Origin of the sequence: Drancourtella massiliensis (assembly GCF_016900655.1) — a bacterium.
Classification (GTDB): Bacteria; Bacillota; Clostridia; order Lachnospirales; family Lachnospiraceae; genus Sellimonas; species Sellimonas catena.
This window is the reverse complement of record NZ_JACJKH010000004.1, coordinates 51,993-72,208: the sequence shown is the minus strand read 5'-3', so window position 1 is coordinate 72,208 and position 20,216 is coordinate 51,993. Positions and strand designations below refer to the sequence as shown.

Below are 20,216 nucleotides of genomic sequence, written 5' to 3'. Positions count from 1 at the left end.
TTTATCCTTTCGGACACTCCTTTGCTTCCCTGGCATGACGCGCAAACATCTGCCGGATGCCCGGAATCTCTCCGAGACCTTTTAAGACGGTGCGCACTTCATATCCTTCTCTTGTCAGAATCGATTTCCAGGAATCCGCATCCTCTCCTGCCATGTCGTTTTTCGCATGGTCGCCCGCCACAATCATGAACGGCATCAGAAGAATCTTTTCGGCCTGCTGCTCTTTCAGCTTTTTCAGTACTTCCTCCATCTCCGGGAAGCCTTCTACCGTGCCGACTACCACGTTTCGGTATCCTTTCGCCCAGAAGGTATAATCGAGGGCCGGATAGGCCGCATTGGTATGGTGCTCTGTCCCGTGGCCCATGAGCACTAATGTTTCGTCCGCTTTTAGTCCGGCATCCTCCATAATCAGGTGTACCGCCTCCTCATAATCTTCCATCGTGGCAAGAAGCGGTGCTCCGATGCGGATTGTTTCAAACCGTTCCCGGTACGGCTCGATCTGCTCTGTCATCTTTTCGTATTCAAATCCGTGGATGATATGGGTCGGCTGGATGAGAAGATCCTCAATTCCGTCCCGCGCCATCTGCTCCATGGCTTCCTCCACGTTGCAGATTTCCATCTGAAACTCCGATTTCAATTTTCTCAGGATCATTCCGCTTGTAAACGCCCGGTACAGCGTCCGGTCCGGGAATGCCTCCGCAAGCGCCTTCTCCACCGCTCCGATCGTCTTCTCCATTGTATCCAGGTGGCTCGTTCCAAAGCTCACCGTCAAAACTGCTTTTCTCATAATTGTCCTCCCATATGGGTCTGACATCGACGACTGACACCAAAAAAGGATATGGAAAAACAGACAGTCCTTCCTCTGCCTCTTTCTCCATATCCATTTCTATTTCCCTTTGACGTCCTCTGTGTTTCTCGTACTTGTCATAATCCCGTAACCTTTCCGAAGCATTTAAAAGCAGGTATTCTGACTTAAGGATCCGTGCTTTCCTCTCCCTTCCCATGCATCTGCACAGTGGCCCATTTAAGAAAAGCTCCCCTTATACAGCAACGGGTATTGTTCCGGATTCTCACCGGATTCCCTTTTACTCCTTCTGAAACTAAGGTACTTTTAAATGATTTCTCTGTTTGATTCCTGTTTATGATACCATCGGCAAAGACCCCTGTCAACCGATCCCGCCCCTCCGGACGGTCTGAAGAACATTATCCGATTACAACGTATGCCCGGCTTTCTCCACCTTTTTCTTTCTTTACGAGAATCTTTTTGTCGATCCGGTCCTTTAGCTCTGCCACATGAGAGATAATTCCCACAAGTTTGTTGCTTTCACTTAGAGAGGCAAGGGCGCGGACCGCCTTATCCAGCGCTTCCTCATCCAGTGTCCCGAACCCCTCGTCCACAAACATCGCTTCCATCCGGATGCCTCCGGCCATGGACTGAATCTCATCGGAAAGCCCAAGTGCCAGGGAAAGAGATGCCTGGAAGGACTCCCCGCCTGACAGTGTATGAATGCTGCGCTGTGTACCGTTGTAATGATCGATCACATCCATATCAAGGCCGCTCTGGCTTCTCCGGTTGTCCGCTGTCTTTTTGCGGACCAGCTCATACTGACCGTCTGTCATGACAAGAAGCCTGCGGTTTGCACGAATAAGAATCCGGTCGAAATAGGCCATCTGCACATAGGTTTCCAGCATGATTTTTTCCTTTCCTCCAAGTGTGCCGTTGACCGTATCGGAAAGAGCGCCGGCAATCCGGTATTCCTTCTCTGTCTCTTCCTGCTGCCTCACGGCCGCCCTCATCTTCTCAAGGGCGGACCTGTCTGCACTGAGCACCGGAAGGAGCTGTTCCTTTTCGGCAAGCAGACGCTGCTTTTTCAGGAGTGTCTCCTGTTTTTTCTGTTCCAGCTCCTCTTTTTCCCGGTGTTTCTCCTCTTCCGGCGTCTCCCGGTCTTTCTGCTGTTCCGTCCAGACACGGATGGATGCTTCGCAGGCAGAGATCTCATTTTCCGTGCTCTGGTATGCCGCTTTTGCCACTTCCAAAGCCTCTTCTTTTTCCTGTTTTTCCAGCTCCATCTTCCGGATCACATTGCGTGCCTCTTCATAGGAATCATACGGAAGGCTCTCCCCGATTTCCTGAATCCGTTTTCCTTCTGTTTCCTGTTCTGTCCGCATGGAGGCCGTCTCCCGTTCCAGATGAAGAATGATGCCTGTCTGTTCTTCTGTCTGTTGTTCCAGCTCTTTTTCCCGCTTCTGCGCATCCTGCTTCTGCTTTTGCTGTTTGTTCAGACTTTCTTCTTTTTGCTGCAGTTCCCGTCTCCGGTTTTCCAAAGTGCAGCCTTCCTCTTTCATTCTCTGGTACGCTTCCTTCAGACCCGCCGGTTCCTCATCCGGCCAGAGCAGTGCGGCCTTCTGCCTGAGCTGGCCTGCCGCCGTCTCAGTGCGGCCTTTGGCCTCGCCTGCCTTCCGGCTCTTTTGCTTATCCTCTTCCATGAGCATATCAAGTACTGTTTTTTTCTGTTTCAACGTCTGTTCATCAGGGATTTCTTCCGGCTTTTTCGCCGGATCCGGATGGTGCAGGGCACCGCACACCGGACAGGGTTCCCCGTCTGTCAATCCGGCTGCCAGGATCCCTGCCTGCCCGTCCAGAAAGGCCCGTTCCAGCTCCTGATACTCTTTTTGTGCCTTCTCTACCTTCTCCCGGACGCAAAGGTAGGCCTCCTGCGCAGTCTCCTGCTCCTTTCTTGCCTCCTGGTACTGCCCGCAGATCAGCAGAAATTCTTTCAGATTCTGATGTCTTTCTTCCGTCTGCTGTTTCTGCCGCAGAAGTTCTTTCCATGCCTCCTCCGGATCAGGAATCTCCGACAGTAAGGCACGGCACCGCTCGATTTCTTCTTTTGCCTTTCTCTGCTTTTCCATTACAGCTGCCAGACGGTCAGAAAGATTCTTGGCCTCCTTGCGTCTCTTCTCCCAGGATTTCTTCTTTTCCTCCAGTTCCCGGTAAGTCTCCAGCTGCATGGATTCTTTCAAAATCCGCTCCTGCACCAGTTCATTACCTTTTGCATTCTCCTGTGCCTTCCGAAGTGCTTCCTGGCAGACCGCCTTTTTCCGGATCAGCTGTTCCAGTTCTTCTTTCTGCTGTTTTTCTCCCCGCTTTGCTTTCAGCTCCTGAACAGCCTCATTCAGCCTTTCGCCATACTGCTGTGCTTCCTCTTCCGTCCGGCTGATCTCCTGTTCCAGACATTCTTCTTCCTTCTGCATGGTTTCAAGGATGTCCTCAATCGTCAAAAGCCATTCTTCCTTATCCGGACTTTGCAGGCTTTCCTCCCACTTTGCCCGGAGCGCTTCCTCTTTTTCCGGTATCAGGACGCCGTCGGCATACTGGCGGATACTCTGCTCCACCTCCTCGTATGCTCTTTTCAGGCCTGCCGCCTTCTGCTTCATCTTCTCCTGAAATACCTGATATGGCGCCGTGTGGAACAGCATCCGGAAAATCCGGCTCTTTTCCTCAGTGGAAGAAAAGAGCATCTTCTGGAACTCTCCCTGAGCCAGCATGGCAATCTGTGTAAACTGCTCTCTTTTCAGTCCGAGAATTTCCTCGCACTTTTCTGTAACAGTTCTGGCACCCGTCACCACACTTCCATCCGGCATCGTCAGAACGGCATCCGCCTTCTGGGTAATCCATCCCTCGCCCCGCTTTTTCGGGCGCTGGTATTCCGGATTCCGGTGAATCTGATATCTTGCACTGCCGACCGAAAATGTCAGCTCCACATAAGTTTCCTCCCCGTTTGCTGCATATTTGCTTTGCAGCATATCCGCTTTTCTCCGGTTTCCGGAAGGCTCACCGTAAAGGGCAAAGGTGATGGCATCAAAAATTGTCGTCTTTCCCGCGCCGGTATCGCCGGAGATCACGTAGAGACCGTGCTTTCCCAGTTTTTCAAAGGGAATCTCCTGTCTGGACGCATACGGGCCGAATGCGGATAAAATCAGTGTTTCCGGTCTCATCGTTCTCCCTCCCATACTTCTTCCATTATCTCTGTGACCAGTTTTCTCTGCGCGTCCGAAAGCGGTGTCCCGTTAACCATCTGATAAAAATCCGATACGACTTCATCCGGCCGTTTTTGCTCTACCGCTTCCATTTCTTCGTACTGCATCTGCGTGCGTACCCGCACATTGTCATAGTCAAGCTTCATCAGATTCGGATAAATCATCCGAAGTTTTCCGACCGCATCCATCACATCTTCCTCATCGGTAAGTGTAATGTGAAAGTAGGAATCCCGCTCCTGCGTCTCGTAAAACGGCCGGCTCGTCAGCTGTAAATATGTCCCTTTCAGTTCCTTCATATCCCGCAGAGGGGTAAGCGGAACTGTTTTGATCGCGGTCTCGCCTTTTTCTTTCAGCTCCACAATGGTCACGGATTTCTGATCGTGTACCTCGGAAAACGAATATTTCAAAGGCGTTCCGCAGTAGCGTACTGTCTCCCTTGTGACAGACTGGGGTCTGTGCAGATGGCCAAGGGCTACATATTCAAATCCGTCAAACACCGACACATCCACCTGATCCAGGCCCCCGATGGAGACCTCCTCCGACTCACACTGTACGGCTCCCGCCACAAACTGATGGGCTACCAGAATATTCCGCTTTGCAGGATCCAGATCTGCCTCTTCCAGCACTGCGCGCACTGCGTCCGTGTATGTCTGGATGTCTTTTTCCGGATAGACACTCCGCACCTGTGCCGGTTTTAAAAACGGCATCAGCCAGATGGAAAGTTCACCGTATTCATCCTCCCGGTCCACTTTTTCCAGAAATCCTTCTGATGCCATATACACGCCGCTTTTCTTAAACAGCTCCGCTCCAAAGGAAAGCCTGTCTCTGGAGTCGTGATTTCCACTTATGAAAAAGACCGGAATCTTCCGGTCCGCAAAGCTGCTCAGCAGATAATCAAGAAGCCGCACTGCTTCCGCTGGCGGAACAGGCTTGTCATAGACATCACCTGCAATCAGCACTCCCTGCGCCTGCTCCTGATCGGCAATCTTCAGAATCTGCTCAAGAATGTGGGCCTGATCCTCCAGCATGGAATACTCATTAACCCGTTTTCCAAGATGCAGATCCGATATATGCAGCAATCTCATAATTTTCCTCCTAATATTCAATTCCTTCCCGTGCAGGGACGCCACGCTCAAACGGATGGCGCACCGCCCGGATCTCGGAAATATAATCTGCCATTTCCAGAATCCGTTCATCCGGATTTCGTCCCGTCAGGACAACTTCCAGATGCTCCGGCTTCTCCTTGAGAAAGGAAAGTACACGCTTACGAGGAATCAGGCCGTGCCCGAACGCCGCCATAAACTCATCCATCACAAGGATGTCATAGCCTGCCGCCCGGCTCTCGATGTCTTCCCAGATCCGTTCGTACTCTTCTTTCATCCGCTCTTTTTCTTCGTCCGTCAAAGTCCAGTAAAATCCGTAGCCCTCCGGCATCCGGATCCGCTCGATCTGCGGGATCTGATCCAGAACGAAAAGCTCTCCGGAATCTTCATTCTTTAGAAACCGGACAAGGAGAATCTTTTTCCCTCTTCCGGCGGCCCGGATCATCATCCCGATGGCAGCGCTGGTCTTTCCTTTTCCATCCCCGCAGTATATATGAATCAATCCGTTTTGTCCCATATCCATGTTCCTTTCTCCATATGAAGATGTCCGCTTCCTTTCCAGAAATACGGCAGGCCGTACACCGCTTCAATAAACACATCGGATTTTGCCATCAGATAGCGGTTTACCCGGCCTGCTACAGAAAGGTACTGTTTCATTTCATCGTCTTTCGTTCCGTTTTGAAACATTTCGTTTGTCACAACGACAAGATGGTCCGCACTGTCAGCGAAATGTGCAATCCCGCGGATAATCCGCTCTGCCGTCTCTTCCGGATCCTGCATGGCAAAATTCTCCCCGCTGTAGAGTTCATTAGCCGTAAGATTGGAAACACATTCCAGCAGAATAAGCGCCGCTTTCTCTTCAAAATGAATCTCTTCCAGTCCGGACGGACATTCCAGCGTGGTAAACTGTCTCCCGGCCCGCTGTTTCCGGTGTCGTTCGATCCGTCTTCTGCTCTCCTCATCATACACCATCATCGTCGCCGCATAGATCTTCGGCCCGCTACACAGGCTCTGGGAGATATCTTCAGCCATTGCAGACTTCCCGCTTCCGCTTCCCCCTGTTACTGTAACGAACATGCATGGATCCTTTCTACTGTTTCCTCAAATGTACAGCCCTCTTCTTTTGGCCGTTCCACCACTACAAGGACCGTGCCGGTCTTTGCTGCGGCCCTTGCCTTATCTTCAAAACCGCCCGCGCTTCCGGACTCTTTTGTGATCAGCCAGGATGCCTTCACATGATGAATCGTTGCAATATTCATCTCCTCGGAATAAGGTCCCTGCATGGCAATCAAATGATCCCCTTCCAGTCCAAGGCGCACGCTCTCCTCCACGGATTCTTTCGTAGACAGCACTCTTGCATAACAGCGGTTCCGGTAATCTGTCAGTTCCGCATAGGCAGCAAGTTCCTTGCTTCCTGTAGTGATCAGGATATTCCCCTCTGTCTTCTCCAGAAATCCGACGCCTTCTTCGATCGAAGAGACATAGATGAGGCCTTCCTCTTTCTGCACCGGCTTTCTCAGAAGCCTGATATAAGGAACTCCCGTCTCCCGGCATGCCTCTTTGATATTTTTCGTCACTTCACGGGCAAACGGATGGGTGGCATCCACAACAAGATCAATCTCCTGTCTGCGGATATAGTTTTTCATTTCCACCTCTTTCATGCGTCCTGCGATGATATTTAAGTTTCCGGCCTGTACCTCCCCGTGTTTTGCATATGGTGCCCGTGCTTCTTCCGGTTCCTTTAAAAGACATTCTTTTCCGTATTCCGTGGCTACACTGACAAATACTTCCACCGGAAAGTGCTTGATCTTCTCCATCAGCTCTTTCCCTTCCGTCGTTCCCGCAAAGATTAAGATATGCTTCATGATTTTTCCCCCTTTCGTTCCTGGTCCTGCACCCGGCATGCAGTATGCTCTGTCCGTCCGAATGTTACTTCGTAATGCATCCGCACAACCGCAAGTGTCAGATCTTCGAACTTTTCTTTTTTATAAATCAGTTCTCCGGACCGTCCTGCAAGAAGGGCTGCCCTCTCGCACACGTTGTCCGTCCCTGTTATATTCTTTACAAAATCAGAAGAGGATGTCACCTGCTCCACCGTATTGAGCTCCCCGGCCGTATACGTCCGAAATGGAATCCTGTATTTTGACGCAAACTCAAGGATTCCCTCCTCATCTGCTTTTCGGTCGATGCTTGCGATCACCCCGATCTGGTCTATCTCCCATCCTCCGCGTTCCAGGACACTTCGGATCTTTTGTTCTATCTTTTCTTTTTTTACGCCTCTTCTGCATCCGATCCCCACACTTACTATCTTCGGGTACAGATACAGAACATTTGGCATCGCCTCCTCCGGCTTTTTTTCAAGCACTGCGATGCCGGGCACTGCTTCTCTCAGTTCCTCGTACTCTTCCTTTACCAGAAGTTCCTCCGGCACATTCCCCTTCACCGGAAAGTCCGAATAAAAACCGACTGTTCCTCCCTGCAAAATCCGGGCGGAAATCTCTTTTGCAAGAGTTCTGTCCGAAATCTGCATTCCGTTTTCCTTCGCAAACAGATCCACCGCAAATTTCCGGTTCAGATCGGTGGCTGTCGTGACCACCGGAACCGCTCCGGTAAGAGCGGAAATAATCCGGGCAGTCTCGCCTGCTCCTCCCAGATGACTTGAAAGCAGCGGAATAATATATCCGCCTTTTTCATCCATTACAAGCACCGGAGAGTCCGTGAACTTATCCTTTACAAGCGGGGCAATGCTCCGGACGGCGATTCCTGCCGCTCCGATAAAGAGATAGGTGTCTTTCCCCCATCCTTCCCCGACCCAGTCGTACATGGACGTCACTTCACAGAGCATACTGCCTCCCGGCGCCGTACCTTTCCGGTACCCTGCACAGGAAAGTCCCGCCTTCTCGAGCGTTTCTCTCAGGAGGTCATTTCGCCGGTGTCCTTCGGATGTAAAGCTGATGACGCGAATGGTGCCGCATTTATTTTCCCATGCTGATTTCAAGTCCGCTCACCCCAAAGTCCTCTGCCAGAGATTCCATCCCCTCTCCGATTTCTTCTCTCGTATACTGGTGTTCCTCCAAAAACTCCTCGTCCATATGTGCCAGATGAAGATAAAAGCAAAGTGCCATCTCAAACATCTGCAGATCCCCTGTCTCCAGCTCTTCCAGAAGAAGATTTTCCGCTTCATTGATCTCCCCTGCGTCCGCAAGAGAAAGGATCTTTCTGTAAAGGCGGTCCACCTCATTATCCATCGCTTCATATTCCGGAAGCTCATATTTCGCTTCCTCTTTTCCAAGAATCAGTCTGGCCAGAAACCTTCCCTGGTCTTCCAGCCTTCTCAGTACAAAATCCTGTTTCAGTCCCATTGCTGTCACCTCTTTTTAGTAGTAAATCATACGTCCAAATGCGCCGGCCGCCGCTGACGCAATCACAAGGAAACATCCGAGCACGAAAAATCCGACGGCTGCACCGATCAGAATGTAGAGATGTTTCTTTCTGTGTCCGCCAAACATCTTTCCTTCATATCCTTTTCTTCCCATGTGAATCAGGAAATTGCCCGCGTAAATCAGGACAAGGGCAATCCCGGTCATCGCAACATAGATCCCTGCCGACGCGAGGTTATAGGAAGAGCTGTAGGAACCCGTCTGTGAATATGCCGCGCTTCCGGCCACCTGATAAAGGCCGTCCATCAGCCACTGCATTCCGAACATCAGAACCAGCGGAAGCAGGTTGTTGATGGCATGGAACATGATATTGTAAACCATGTTTCCGGTTTCCGCCAGAAGATAAGCCATTGCCATCCCCAGAATGGCTGTCGGAAAGAAGCGCCAGATACTACCGTGAAATGCTCCGAAAATGCATCCTGTCAGCACAATGACTATCCACTTGTTTCCAATCGGCCAGAAGCTGTTAAAGACTATCCCCCGGAACACGGCCTCTTCACAGAATGCCGGCGTGATGGATACGATCAGTACGGCAACCAGCACCGGAACACTTAAGAATGTATAAGAAAGTCCTGCACTTGTTCCCATGATTTCATCCGGGAAGAAACATGCAAGCACTACGGTAAAGACCATAGCGATCCCGATTGTTCCCATCCAGAAGAGAAAAGTACCAAACAGGCCGTGCGGAGTCGGTTTATGAATCGGGAATACGTATTTCGGATTACCGCGGAACAAAAAGGTGCATCCTACCGCACCGGCAAGCATCAAAAGCTCACTGATCAAAGTCCCGTAAAGTCCCATATAATTACTGAGCACCGGACCGATCAAGAAGATGCAGACCGCAGTCAGGATCAGGACAATCAGTCCATGGTAAGGTTTTAGTGGTTTCGTTTGTCTGTTCATTGTTACCCCTTCTTTCCAAAATCAAAACGGGGGAGGATGCTCCCCCGCTCTTTTCTCCTGCAAAATCCCCCCTGCTCTTCCTTATCTGCCGCAGATCTCACAGCCAAGCGCACATCCGGTCGGTGTTCCCGCACAGCCACCCATGGCTGTCTCCCTGAGTTCAAATGGAAGACTTTTTCCTACATGATACATGGCCTCCGCCATCTCATCAAACGGAATCACACTTTTCACTCCACTGAGCGCAAGTTCCGCGCAGGTCAGCGCGTTCGCCACTCCGATGGCGTTTCTGCTCTGGCAAGGTGCCTCTACAAGTCCCGCAATCGGGTCGCACACCATGCCGAGAAGATTTGCCATCGCAATGGATGCAGCATCCAGACACATCTGCGGTGTACCTCCCATCATCTCCACTACTGCGCTCGCGGCCATGGCAGATGCTGCTCCGACCTCAGCCTGACAGCCCGCCTCTGCTCCGGACACGGATGCATTGCGCATCAGAATATAGCCGACTGCCGATGCATTGAGAAGTCCTTTTAAGAGCATCTCATCATCTGCCTCCTTTGTATCACGGATGGCAAGCAGAACACCCGGAAGAACACCGGCCGATCCTGCTGTAGGCGCTGCCACGATCAGTCCCATGGAGGCGTTGACTTCCAGTACCGCCATACTGTAGGCAATCGCTCTTGACAGCGGCGTGCCGCACACGGAAGAAGCGGCTCCCTCGTGGTCCGCCACAAGCTTTGCCTCCCCTCCGATCAGACCACCTATCGACTTTTTCGGATTTTTGATCGGCTCTTCCACCGCATTCTTCATAATTCCGAGTGCTTCATAAAGCTTTTCCCTGATCGTTTCTTCCTGCATTCCACCGCAGGTAATCTCTCTTTGTTTCATCACTTCCGAGATCGGAAGCTGTTCCTTTTCACACACTTCAAGAAGTGTCTGTCCTGAAATAAAATCCATCCTGGCTCCTCCTACATCTGTACAAGCATCAGATCCTGTACGTTCTCGTTTTTGTGAATTTCATCCAGAATCTCTTCCGGAATCTGCTCGTCCGACTCCACGATTGTAAAGGCGGTCGCTCCTTTATCCTCGCGGAACAGTCTCATAAACGCGATATTCACTTCATGCCTGCTCAGACACTGGGTAATATGTGCCACTACGCCCGGCTTGTCAATCTGTCGGACAATCAGCGTACTGTACTCGCCTGTAAATTCCACATCAATGCCGTTGATCTGGACAATCTTAATCTTGCCGCCTCCGATGGACTCTCCTCTGACAAACAGACGGTTCCCGTTTACTCCGGTAATATCCATATCCGCTGTGTTCGGATGATCTGTCCTTGTCTCTTCATCAATGACAAACTCGTATTCTACCCCCATCTTTTTGGCCCATTCAAAGGCATCGCGGATTCTGGCATCATCAGTGTCAAATCCAAGAACTCCGCCTAAAAGCGCCCGGTCCGTCCCGTGCCCATGATAAGTCTTGGAAAACGAACCATAAAGTGTAAAGACGACCTTTTTGATCGGTTCCGGACACATTTTGCGCGCCAGAAGCGCCATGGAACATGCCCCTGCTGTATGCGAGCTGGAAGGCCCGATCATATTCGGACCGATCACATCAAAAATACTCAAAAACTTCATACCCATATCCTCCGGTTACTTTCTTTGCTTTCCTTAATATAACATATTTCCGGATTCCTCAAAAGGGATTTCACAAAATCTGCATAGAAGATCGTGAAAATGATCGCACGGATCTTCATAATTTCTTAATTTTCCCCTGAAAATCTTTCGAATATCCTAAGAGTGGCTTTTGTTGTTCTTCGGTTTTATGTTTTACAATGGAACCATAAACAGGAAAGGAAAGAGAGGCGAAAAAGTTATGTTACAGAAATATATGATGGCAAAAGAAGTTTATACAACAGAAAAGGCGGGGCTCATTCAGCAGAGTATGCATCGGTACTCCATCTCTTCCTACATCCTGTTTTTCTTTACCTTTTCATTTGCAGGATGGCTGTGGGAAGTCCTTCTGCATGTATTTATCGATCATACTGTTGTAAATCGTGGTGTCCTCTACGGTCCGTGGCTTCCAATTTACGGATTCGGAGGAGTTTTGATTCTCCTCCTGCTCCGCCGCTTTGCCGAAAAGCCGCTTCAGGTCTTCCTGATGACCATGCTGACAGCCGGGACGATGGAATTCGTCACGGGAACCGTGCTGTGGAAGGTCTATCAGATGCGCTGGTGGGACTACCGGGATTCCCTCATCAATCTCAAAGGATTTGTCTGCCTGGAAGGGCTGCTTCTCTTTGGAGCCGGAGGGCTTGTGATCCTCTATTTTGCGGCGCCGAAACTAAGCGTTCAGTACCGGAAGCTTCCGGATACATTCCGGACGGTTCTTTGTATCTGTTTTCTTGGCATTTTCATCATCGATGTCGTCTTTTCGCTGATGCATCCAAATGCCGGATTCGGGGTGACAGTGCCAAGGCCATAATACGAACTCAGGGAAAAAGAAAAAGTTAAATCACAAAGAAAACCGCCTCACCTGCTGCAGTTCCTCCGCAGTCGTGAAGCGGTTCTTTTCTATTTTAATTACTGTTTTTTTAATGTGCGCAGTCTGCCTCGATCTTATCCAGATCTCCGTTGTTGATAAAGTATGCTTTATACCACATCAGGAACGTATAGACTACCCAGATCTGAATGGAATGGGTTACCTTTCCTTCTTTGTGTTCTTCCAGAAGCTGCAGAATTTTCTTACGGTTAAAGAATTTTCCTGCTGTCTCGCTCTTGAATTCTTTCTTGATCATATTGTAGTACTGATCTTCTCTCATCCAGTTCGGGAGCGGGCTCGGGAACATGAGTTTCTTTCTCTCCGCGCTCTTCTTGCTGAATTTTCGGTCTGCGAGGGCACGGAACGCAAGCTTCGTGTTGGAATCGTTGACCTTGCATTTTGCCGGAATCGTCCGGGCAGTCTTGAAGACCTCGATATCCATAAACGGAACCCGAAGCTCCAGAGAGTTTGCCATGGACATCTTGTCCGCTTTCAGAAGGATCTCCTGACGCAGCCACATATTGAAGTCCAGATACTGCATCTTGGACACATCGTCCAGATCCGGCACCTTGTCATAAAATTCCTTGGCAATATCCAATGGATTTCTGCTCTTGTATTTTTTCTTGAGGAATGCATCCCTCTCTTCGTATTTGAAGACGTTGCTGTTTCCGATATAGCGCTCTTCCACATCCTTGCTTCCACGGATCAGGAAGCCTTTTCCCTTGAATTTCGGAAGCGGTGTGACAACCTTTGCCACTGCCTTTCTGAACCACTTCGGAAGCTTCTGATATCCGCCAAGAGAGATATTCTCATGGTAGATATTGTATCCGCCGAACATCTCGTCCGCACCTTCTCCGGAAAGTGCTACCTTGAAGTCCTGAGAACAGCGGTTGGAGATGTAGTACAGAAGGTTCGCGCTCGGGTTGGCCAGCGGCTCGTCCATGTAATACTGAATCTTCTCCGCATCGTGGAAATATTCTTCAGCAGATACCTTCCGTCCGATATTGCGGATGCCAAGCTCGTCTGCCAGTTCCTTTGCGTGAGGCGCTTCGCTGTATTTCTGCTCTACAAAGTCGATCGTAAATGTCGTCAGATCCACCTTGTCCTTCAGTTCATATGCCACGTAGCTGGAATCCACGCCGCTGGAAAGGAAGGAACATACCGGCACGTCTGCGATGATATGTTTGTTTACTGAATCTTCCAGAACACCGTCCAGCTTATCCGCAACACTCTCGATGGTCTGATTTTCATTGATGTCAAAGGTCGGCTCCCAGTACATCTTCACGTTTACCCTGCCGTTTTCATAGGTAAAGTAATGTCCCGGCAGCAGTTTATATACATTCCTGAAGAATGTCTCTTCTCCAGGAATACATCCGAATGTCATGAAATCCGGAAGTTTCTCCTCGAACAGCTCTTTCTTGAAATCCGGGTGAGCCAGGAAAGACTTGATCTCGGAGCCAAACAGGAACGTACCGTCCTTATGGTAATAATAAAACGGCTTGATGCCGAAATGGTCTCTTGCTCCGAACAGTGTCTTCTTCTTTCTGTCAAAGATGACAAACGCAAACATTCCTCTCAGTTTTTTAAGCAGTCCTTCCTTGCCCCACTCTTCGTATCCGTGGAGAAGGATCTCAGAATCGGTATGTGTTGTAAATACATGTCCGGCCTGAATCAGCTCTTCTCTGATCCCCTGATAGTTGTAAAGCTCGCCGTTAAAGATCAGCACCAGATTTTTGTCTTCATTGAACATCGGCTGAGACCCGCCTTCCAGGTCGATAATACTAAGTCTGACAAAGCCCAGCCCGACTCCGCCTTCCACGAAAGCATCCTGTGAATCCGGCCCTCTGTGGCGAATCTTATCTGTCATCTTCCGGATCACGGAAGCATCGTACTCTTTCATTCCTGCATAACCTGCAAATCCACACATACTTTTTCTCCTTTATATAAATGTCTCCTGATATCAATATACTAACTTCATTATTTTAGCGAATTTCACTGTGGATTGCAAGAGATTTGTTCCATCACTTTTCCAATCGGTTCCCGGATCACAAGATCCGCCCGGACAGACCGCCCTGTTTCCGCCTTGTTGATCAGCACAAGATACTTTCCACGGAAGTAGTCGATAAACCCTGCCGCCGGGTAAACAACAAGGGACGTCCCGCCGATAATCAGCATATCCGCATGTGCAATCGCCTCCACGGAATTCTGAATGGTCTTCGTATCCAGCCCTTCTTCATAGAGCACGACATCCGGCTTGATCATTCCGCCGCAGCTGCATCTTGGAATGCCCTCACTGTTTTTCACATACTCTGCATCATAAAATTTACCGCACTCCATGCAGTAATTTCTGTGAATACTTCCATGCAGTTCATAGACCGTCCGGCTTCCCGCCTTCTGGTGAAGCCCGTCAATATTCTGAGTGACAACCGCGGAGAGCTTTCCTGCCTGCTCCAGTTCGGCCAGTTTCCTGTGGGCCGGATTCGGCTCCGCGTCCAGACAGAGCATCCGGTCCTTATAAAACCGGTAAAATTCCTCCGGATTTCTCAGAAAAAAGGTGTGGCTTATGATTGTCTCCGGTGGATATTTATACTTCATATTGTATAAACCGTCTTCACTGCGGAAGTCCGGAATGTTGCTCTCGGTGGAGACTCCCGCTCCTCCGAAGAATACGATATTCCTGCTCTCATCTATCATCTGCTGAAATTTCCTGATCTCTTCCATGTCCTTCTTCTCCTTTCGTTTCTTTCTCTGCTTTTCCTCGTTTTTCCTTTAGTATAGCACAGTTTCATCATACTGATAAGATTTCCTGATTTTCCGGAAATCTCTTGTTCCCCTTCTTTTCTTCCTGTATACTGATTCGTATCTGAAATAGAAAGGACTGACAGGTATGAATGAGAGCATTTCCAAAAAAGTATTGAATATTATTACAATCTTAATCGGCAACGCCATCTATGCGCTCGGTGTTGTCGTCTTTATTCTTCCAAATGACCTGATCACCGGGGGAACGACTGGTCTTGGAATTGCGTTTGAGCATTATTTTAATATCCCCATTTCCATGTTCGTCTTCTGTTTCAACGCCGTTATGTTCGTGCTTGGAGCAGTTGTCCTTGGAAAAATGTTTGCACTGACAACACTGATCAGCAGTTTCTTTTACCCGGTCATTCTCGGTGTATTTGAAAGGATTCCGCAGCTTGCTAATGTCACAAGCGACCGGATGCTCGCAACCGTCTGCGGCGGACTGATGATCGGATTTGCCATCGGAATCGTGATCCGGGCAGGAGCCTCCACCGGAGGAATGGACATCCCGCCTCTTGTCCTGAATAAAAAGTTCGGGTTTCCGGTGTCTGTCATGCTCTATCTCTTTGACTTCACAATCCTGATTCTTCAGATGCTCTTCTCCAACAAAGAGCAGATCATCTACGGAATCCTCCTTGTCATGATCTACACCGTCGTCCTGGACAAAGTACTCCTCACCGGACACGTTCAGACTCAGGTCAAGATCGTAAGCAAAAAGCACAAAGAGATCAATCAGATGATCGTCCAGAAGCTGGACCGGGGCTCCACTATCCTGTACGGGGAAACCGGCTATCTTCACACCGATCAGCCGGTAATTATGACTGTCATCTCCAACCGTGAGCTGACAAAGCTCAATCAGGAAGTCAATAAAATTGATCCGGAAGCCTTCATGATTATCTCCCGTGTCAACGAAGTCAAAGGACACGGCTTCTCCAGCGGCAAGATTTACCGGAACAAAAAGACTGCTGCCGTATCCGGAAAATAAAATGTTCTGAACTATTCTCAAATATACAAAATCCGGAAGTCGCTTTGAATGAGACTTTCCGGATTTTTATATTACTCTTTCATCAGTTTATGGAGGCTTTCTTCAGAAAGTTCCAGTTCCTTTGCAATTTGGCTGTCTTCCATGCCCTTCTTTCGCTTTTTTTATCCCAGAAGATCCTGCGATACTTCTGTGTAGGAGGACAGGTCTTCCGGCAGTGTGATTTCCACCTTTTTACCCGGATCTTTCAGGGTACTTGTCGTCTTTGTATTCACACTGACTTCGCTTCCGCTGATATTCATCAGCAGATCCATATCAACATTACTTTCGATATAATAGCCGTCCGGATTGATCAGATAGGATCCTCCTGCCTTCTCGATTGTAAAATCCGCCGTTTCTGTTCCGGTCTGCATATTGGAAAGAATCTCCTTTGTATAGTTGGTCATCTTCTCCGGATCTCCGGTAAAGGTAAGTCTCGTATTTTCTCCCTCTTTTTCTGCCGTCAGCTCCGTCATGGCTTCCGAGGATACTGTGCCGCCCATGCTGTTTTCCACCTGCTCCGTAATCGCTTCCAGATCGTACGGATATTTGAGCTTCTGGCCTGATGTCTCCATATAATAGTAGCCGTCTGCGTAAAATGCAGTCATCTCGATATTCTGCCCGAGGAGTGAGGTCGTCGTCTCCATCTGATACTGTAGATCCGATGTATTGTATCCGGACATCAGCATATCGACATTCATATCGATATCCACCGTCTCTCCGGCCTGCTCCAGCGTCATCTTCGTTCCCATTGTCATGTCCAGATCTGTCAGTTCCCCGTTTTTCTCCACTGCAGCCTGATAAAGTTCCTGTGGATCCGGTTCTTCCTGATTCTGACTGCATCCTGCTGCCGTCAGAAGACCGATGCAGCAGATTCCTGCAAGAATCCTTTTTCCCATCTTGTTTTCTGTCCGTCGTTTCAACGTCTCTTCCCTCCCTTTCTGATTTCAGGCCTTCCGGCCTTTCTAAAATCCTGTCCATATTTTCTTCCAGTTACGGAAGCAGCCGCAAAACAGCTCATAAAAGCTGCCCTGCGGCTGTTTTATTCAGTGTACCATCCGATACAAAAACATGTCAATACTGTTCCCGATAGGATTTGAAAAAGTCGGACAGACTGTCCAGCGTTTTGACGAGAACCGGAATCTCATCCTCTGAGAGGGCGGATACGACTGCTTCCGTCATCTTCCTGTGAAAATCTGCATGATGGTGGTACGCCTTTTCCCCCTTTTTTGTCAGGCGGATATTGACCACTCTTCGGTCCTGGGAACTCCTCTCCCGGACCACATACTTTTTATTGACAAGACTGTTCATGGAGGTGGTAAGAGATCCGACAGTGATTTTCAGTTTTTTTGCGATTGCCGACATATTGTTTCCTTCTCCGAGGCCCACCGCTTCAATAATATGCATATCGTTGTTCGTAATGTCCTTATATTCTTCTGTGATCACTGCTTTTCCTTCCAGCTCCCAGATTTCATTGAACAAATGAACCAGGATTTCGTTGATTGCCCTGTATGCGTCCACGATTTTTTGCTCCTTTACCTGTCTATCTTTCGTCTTGTCCCTATTCTTCTCCCATCAGTGAACCTATCACTTCCCTGACAGTCGTGATCTTCTGCTGTCTGTACGCCTCTTTTCCGCAGAAAAGAAGTGCTTCCTCCACATCCCCTCTGGCCGCTGCCACGAGGCGTTCTGTAATGCAGTACGGAATTTCGGACGGATTGCATTTATGAAGACATCCAAGGCATTTCTTCGGAGTAAATTTCTCCCCGTCCATCACTCTTTTCATAAATGGATTTAAGATTGCACGCCCCGGCATTCCTACCGGACTTGTCACAATGCAGATGTCCTCTTCTCCGGCGTTTATGTATGCTTCCTTATAACGGATATCCGCATCACATTCTTCTGTCGTCACAAAAAGGCTCGCCGTCTGCACGCCGTCTACGCCAAGCGACATGGCAGCTTCCACCTTCTCTTTTGTGTCAATGCCGCCGGCCAGAACAACCGGAATCTTTCTTTCATACTTTTCTTCGTACTCCCGCACGGCCTTTAAGATGGACTTTACTTCTTCATTGTATGCCTTATCGTCAAATATCTCAAGCTGTTCTTTCGTAAATCCAAGATGTCCCCCTGCCTTCGGTCCCTCAATCACAAGCAGATCCGGCACCCGGTTGTACTTTCTGTCCCAGTATTTCAAAATGACTCTCGCCGATTTTTCAGTTGAAACAATCGGTGCGATCTTCGTATCGGTTCCCTCCACATAGCGCGGGAGCTCTGTAGGCAGCCCGGCTCCCGAAATAATCAGATCACATCCGATGGCAGCCGCATGCCTTACATACTCCTCGTAATGCTTCAGCGCTACCATGATGTTAAATCCAATCACTCCGTCCGGCGCGGTCTTTCTGGCCTTTTGGTATTCACTTTCCATGGCCCGCAGGTTGGCCTGAAACGGATTTTTTTCAAAATCCGCTTCCCGGAATCCTATCTGCGCATTGGAAATGATCCCCGCCGCGCCCTCTTTTGCAACAGCACCTGCAAGTCCTCCCATGCTGATACCGACTCCCATTCCCCCCTGAATGAGAGGAATTTTGATTTGTTTATCGCCGAGCGAAATCGGCGGCCATTTTGTGTTCACTTTTCGTTCCTTTCCTACATCCGACGGAATCTCCGGTAACGTTTTTCAACCAGAGCATCTGCATCCATCTCCATGTACTCACAAATAAATTTCTTCAGACTTCTGTCCAGTCTGTCTGCCACTTCCTCCAGATTTGCGGAAGTGAAATTATCCGGCTCCGGAATCACCTGCTCGACAATCTCCATGCTCTTTAAATGGTTTGCCGTCAGCTTCATGACCCCCGCCGCCTCTTTTGCCCGTTTGCTGTCTTTCCAGAGAATGGATGCAAATCCTTCCGGAGAGAGGATCGAGTAGATCGAATTTTCCAGCATCCACACTTCATCCGCGGTCGCGATGGCAAGCGCCCCTCCGCTTTCTCCCTCTCCGATCACGATGGATACAACCGGTGTTTTCAAGCCGGACATCTCATAGATATTTCTCGCAATTGCCTCTCCCTGTCCTCTTTCTTCTGCTTCAATTCCGCAGAACGCTCCCGGTGTATCAACAAAACAGATGACCGGGCGGTGGAATTTCTCCGCCTGCTTCATCAGACGCAGCGCCTTCCGGTATCCGTCCGGGGAAGGCATTCCGAAATTCCGGAGAATATTTTCTTTTGTCGTTGTGCCCCGTTCCTGCGCAATGACTGTGACCGGCATTCCGTGGAATCTTGCGATTCCTCCGATAATCGCCTTGTCATCTTTGAAATACCTGTCACCGTGCAATTCAATAAAGTCGGTAAACAAGGTGTGAATATAGTCACTTCCTACCGGGCGGTCTTTTCTTCTGGAGATCTGAACCCGCTCCCAGGAGGTCAGCCCTTTATATGGAACACGTTTTTCCTCTCCTTCGTTCTGACAGCATTCCTGCCGCCAGTCTTCCCCGTTCTCTTCGATTTTATGCATGCTGAGAATAGATGCAAGCACTTCCTTCATCTCTTCCCGCTCTACAATCCGATCGATGAAACCGTGCTCCAGCAGAAATTCCGATTTCTGGAATCCTTCCGGCAGCTTCTGTCCGATCGTCTGCTCAATGACACGCGGTCCGGCAAAACCGATCAATGCGTTCGGCTCTGCCAGAATGACATCGCCAAGCATGGCAAAACTTGCCGTTACTCCGCCGGTTGTCGGATTAGTCAGGACCGAAATATAGAGAAGCCCGGCATCACTGTGCTTTTTCAGAACCGCAGATGTCTTTGCCATCTGCATCAGGGAGACAATGCCTTCCTGCATTCTTGCTCCGCCTGAGCAGGCAAAAATGATCACCGGAAGTTTTTCTTCGGTAGCCCGTTCTACGGCACGGGCGATCTTCTCTCCGACTGCCCATCCCATACTTGCCATCATGAAGCGTCCGTCACAGATGCCAAGTACCACTTCATTTCCATTGATCTGCGCTTTCCCGGTCATGACGGCCTCATCAAGATTTGTCTTCTCCTGGAGAGCCTTCACCTTCTCCTCATATCCCGGAAAGCTTAACGGATTGCCCGCATTCAGGCCGTGATCCCACTCTTCAAACGTCCCTTCGTCCACGATCATCTCCACTCTTCTTCTGGCATGTACCCGGAAGTAATTGTGGCACTTCGGGCAGATATAATAATTGTTCTTGACATCCTCTGTCACAATCGCCGCCTTGCACGCATTACACTTTTTCAGCAGACCTTCCGGCACCTCCGGTTTTCCCTTTTTATCTGAAGTATGAATCGTTATGTAGTTTTTTCGTTCTGTTTTTTTAAACATATTGGATAATTTCATGTCTTTTCACTC

At 49.3% G+C, this 20,216-nt stretch carries 19 protein-coding genes and 1 riboswitch; of the genes, 2 read left to right on the top strand and 17 right to left on the bottom strand.

What is annotated here, in order from left to right; genetic code table 11:
• Position 1: 1 nt before the first annotated feature.
• The 11 genes from H6A32_RS03275 to sdaAB all read right to left on the bottom strand — a co-directional run bounded on the left by H6A32_RS03275 (position 2) and on the right by sdaAB (position 11,124).
• Positions 2-787, bottom strand: a complete 786-nt coding sequence (locus H6A32_RS03275; protein ID WP_204863749.1) for a sirohydrochlorin cobaltochelatase — start codon at positions 785-787, stop codon at positions 2-4.
• 153 nt (positions 788-940) lie between these two features.
• A riboswitch (cobalamin riboswitch) is annotated at positions 941-1,128 on the bottom strand.
• 75 nt (positions 1,129-1,203) lie between these two features.
• A complete protein-coding gene (locus H6A32_RS03270) occupies positions 1,204-3,999 on the bottom strand; it encodes an SbcC/MukB-like Walker B domain-containing protein (RefSeq protein ID WP_204863748.1) in 2,796 nt (931 codons plus the stop codon).
• Positions 3,996-5,126 carry an exonuclease SbcCD subunit D gene (locus tag H6A32_RS03265; protein WP_204863747.1) on the bottom strand — a complete coding sequence of 377 codons (1,131 nt, stop codon included), beginning with the start codon at positions 5,124-5,126 and terminating at the stop codon, positions 3,996-3,998. Before H6A32_RS03265 ends, H6A32_RS03270 begins: the two co-directional genes overlap by 4 nt.
• 10 nt (positions 5,127-5,136) lie before the next feature.
• Complete coding sequence (locus H6A32_RS03260) at positions 5,137-5,667, bottom strand: cob(I)yrinic acid a,c-diamide adenosyltransferase (RefSeq protein WP_243424846.1); 531 nt, start codon at positions 5,665-5,667, stop codon at positions 5,137-5,139.
• On the bottom strand, positions 5,643-6,221 hold the full coding sequence (locus H6A32_RS03255; protein WP_087254982.1) for a bifunctional adenosylcobinamide kinase/adenosylcobinamide-phosphate guanylyltransferase: 579 nt from the start codon (positions 6,219-6,221) through the stop codon (positions 5,643-5,645). The genes H6A32_RS03260 and H6A32_RS03255 overlap by 25 nt, the downstream gene beginning before the upstream one ends.
• Positions 6,206-7,009, bottom strand: coding sequence for a precorrin-6A reductase (gene cobK, locus H6A32_RS03250; protein WP_204863746.1), 804 nt, complete (start codon positions 7,007-7,009; stop codon positions 6,206-6,208). Before cobK ends, H6A32_RS03255 begins: the two co-directional genes overlap by 16 nt.
• Entirely contained in the window at positions 7,006-8,142 is a 1,137-nt protein-coding gene (locus H6A32_RS03245; RefSeq protein ID WP_087254987.1) for a cobalt-precorrin 5A hydrolase, read from the bottom strand. The genes cobK and H6A32_RS03245 overlap by 4 nt, the downstream gene beginning before the upstream one ends.
• The gene (locus H6A32_RS03240) at positions 8,120-8,506 is read right to left on the bottom strand and encodes a DUF6483 family protein (protein WP_087167187.1); all 387 of its coding nucleotides are present in this window, start codon (positions 8,504-8,506) and stop codon (positions 8,120-8,122) included. The genes H6A32_RS03245 and H6A32_RS03240 overlap by 23 nt, the downstream gene beginning before the upstream one ends.
• A 15-nt stretch (positions 8,507-8,521) precedes the next feature.
• The gene (locus H6A32_RS03235; protein WP_087254990.1) at positions 8,522-9,487 is read right to left on the bottom strand and encodes a type II CAAX endopeptidase family protein; all 966 of its coding nucleotides are present in this window, start codon (positions 9,485-9,487) and stop codon (positions 8,522-8,524) included.
• Positions 9,488-9,568: 81 nt separating this feature from the next.
• A complete protein-coding gene (sdaAA, locus tag H6A32_RS03230) occupies positions 9,569-10,444 on the bottom strand; it encodes an L-serine ammonia-lyase, iron-sulfur-dependent, subunit alpha (protein ID WP_118635497.1) in 876 nt (291 codons plus the stop codon).
• 11 nt (positions 10,445-10,455) lie between these two features.
• Positions 10,456-11,124 carry an L-serine ammonia-lyase, iron-sulfur-dependent subunit beta gene (sdaAB, locus tag H6A32_RS03225; protein ID WP_204863745.1) on the bottom strand — a complete coding sequence of 223 codons (669 nt, stop codon included), beginning with the start codon at positions 11,122-11,124 and terminating at the stop codon, positions 10,456-10,458.
• Positions 11,125-11,362: 238 nt separating this feature from the next.
• On the opposite strand from sdaAB, the gene H6A32_RS03220 reads away from it, so the two are divergent.
• On the top strand, positions 11,363-11,971 hold the full coding sequence (locus H6A32_RS03220; RefSeq protein WP_204863744.1) for a putative ABC transporter permease: 609 nt from the start codon (positions 11,363-11,365) through the stop codon (positions 11,969-11,971).
• 109 nt (positions 11,972-12,080) lie between these two features.
• Here the strand turns inward: H6A32_RS03220 and asnB are convergent, their stop codons facing one another.
• Both asnB and H6A32_RS03210 read right to left on the bottom strand, forming a co-directional pair.
• Positions 12,081-13,955, bottom strand: coding sequence for an asparagine synthase (glutamine-hydrolyzing) (asnB, locus tag H6A32_RS03215; protein ID WP_204863743.1), 1,875 nt, complete (start codon positions 13,953-13,955; stop codon positions 12,081-12,083).
• A 65-nt stretch (positions 13,956-14,020) separates the two neighbouring features.
• Positions 14,021-14,749, bottom strand: coding sequence for an NAD-dependent protein deacylase (locus H6A32_RS03210; protein ID WP_087167181.1), 729 nt, complete (start codon positions 14,747-14,749; stop codon positions 14,021-14,023).
• Between the two features lie 166 nt (positions 14,750-14,915).
• On the opposite strand from H6A32_RS03210, the gene H6A32_RS03205 reads away from it, so the two are divergent.
• Positions 14,916-15,809, top strand: coding sequence for a YitT family protein (locus H6A32_RS03205; RefSeq protein ID WP_204863742.1), 894 nt, complete (start codon positions 14,916-14,918; stop codon positions 15,807-15,809).
• A 161-nt stretch (positions 15,810-15,970) separates the two neighbouring features.
• On the opposite strand, the gene H6A32_RS03200 is transcribed toward H6A32_RS03205, so the two are convergent.
• The 4 genes from H6A32_RS03200 to H6A32_RS03185 all read right to left on the bottom strand — a co-directional run bounded on the left by H6A32_RS03200 (position 15,971) and on the right by H6A32_RS03185 (position 20,204).
• Entirely contained in the window at positions 15,971-16,768 is a 798-nt protein-coding gene (locus H6A32_RS03200) for a DUF6612 family protein (RefSeq protein ID WP_204863741.1), read from the bottom strand.
• A gap of 151 nt (positions 16,769-16,919) precedes the next feature.
• The gene (locus tag H6A32_RS03195; protein ID WP_087167178.1) at positions 16,920-17,366 is read right to left on the bottom strand and encodes a MarR family winged helix-turn-helix transcriptional regulator; all 447 of its coding nucleotides are present in this window, start codon (positions 17,364-17,366) and stop codon (positions 16,920-16,922) included.
• A 40-nt stretch (positions 17,367-17,406) separates the two neighbouring features.
• The gene (locus tag H6A32_RS03190) at positions 17,407-18,477 is read right to left on the bottom strand and encodes an NAD(P)H-dependent flavin oxidoreductase (RefSeq protein ID WP_346342232.1); all 1,071 of its coding nucleotides are present in this window, start codon (positions 18,475-18,477) and stop codon (positions 17,407-17,409) included.
• 14 nt (positions 18,478-18,491) lie between these two features.
• Positions 18,492-20,204 (bottom strand): acetyl-CoA carboxylase carboxyltransferase subunit alpha, encoded by a 1,713-nt coding sequence (locus H6A32_RS03185; RefSeq protein WP_204863740.1) that lies wholly within the window; start codon positions 20,202-20,204, stop codon positions 18,492-18,494.
• Positions 20,205-20,216: the final 12 nt, after the last annotated feature.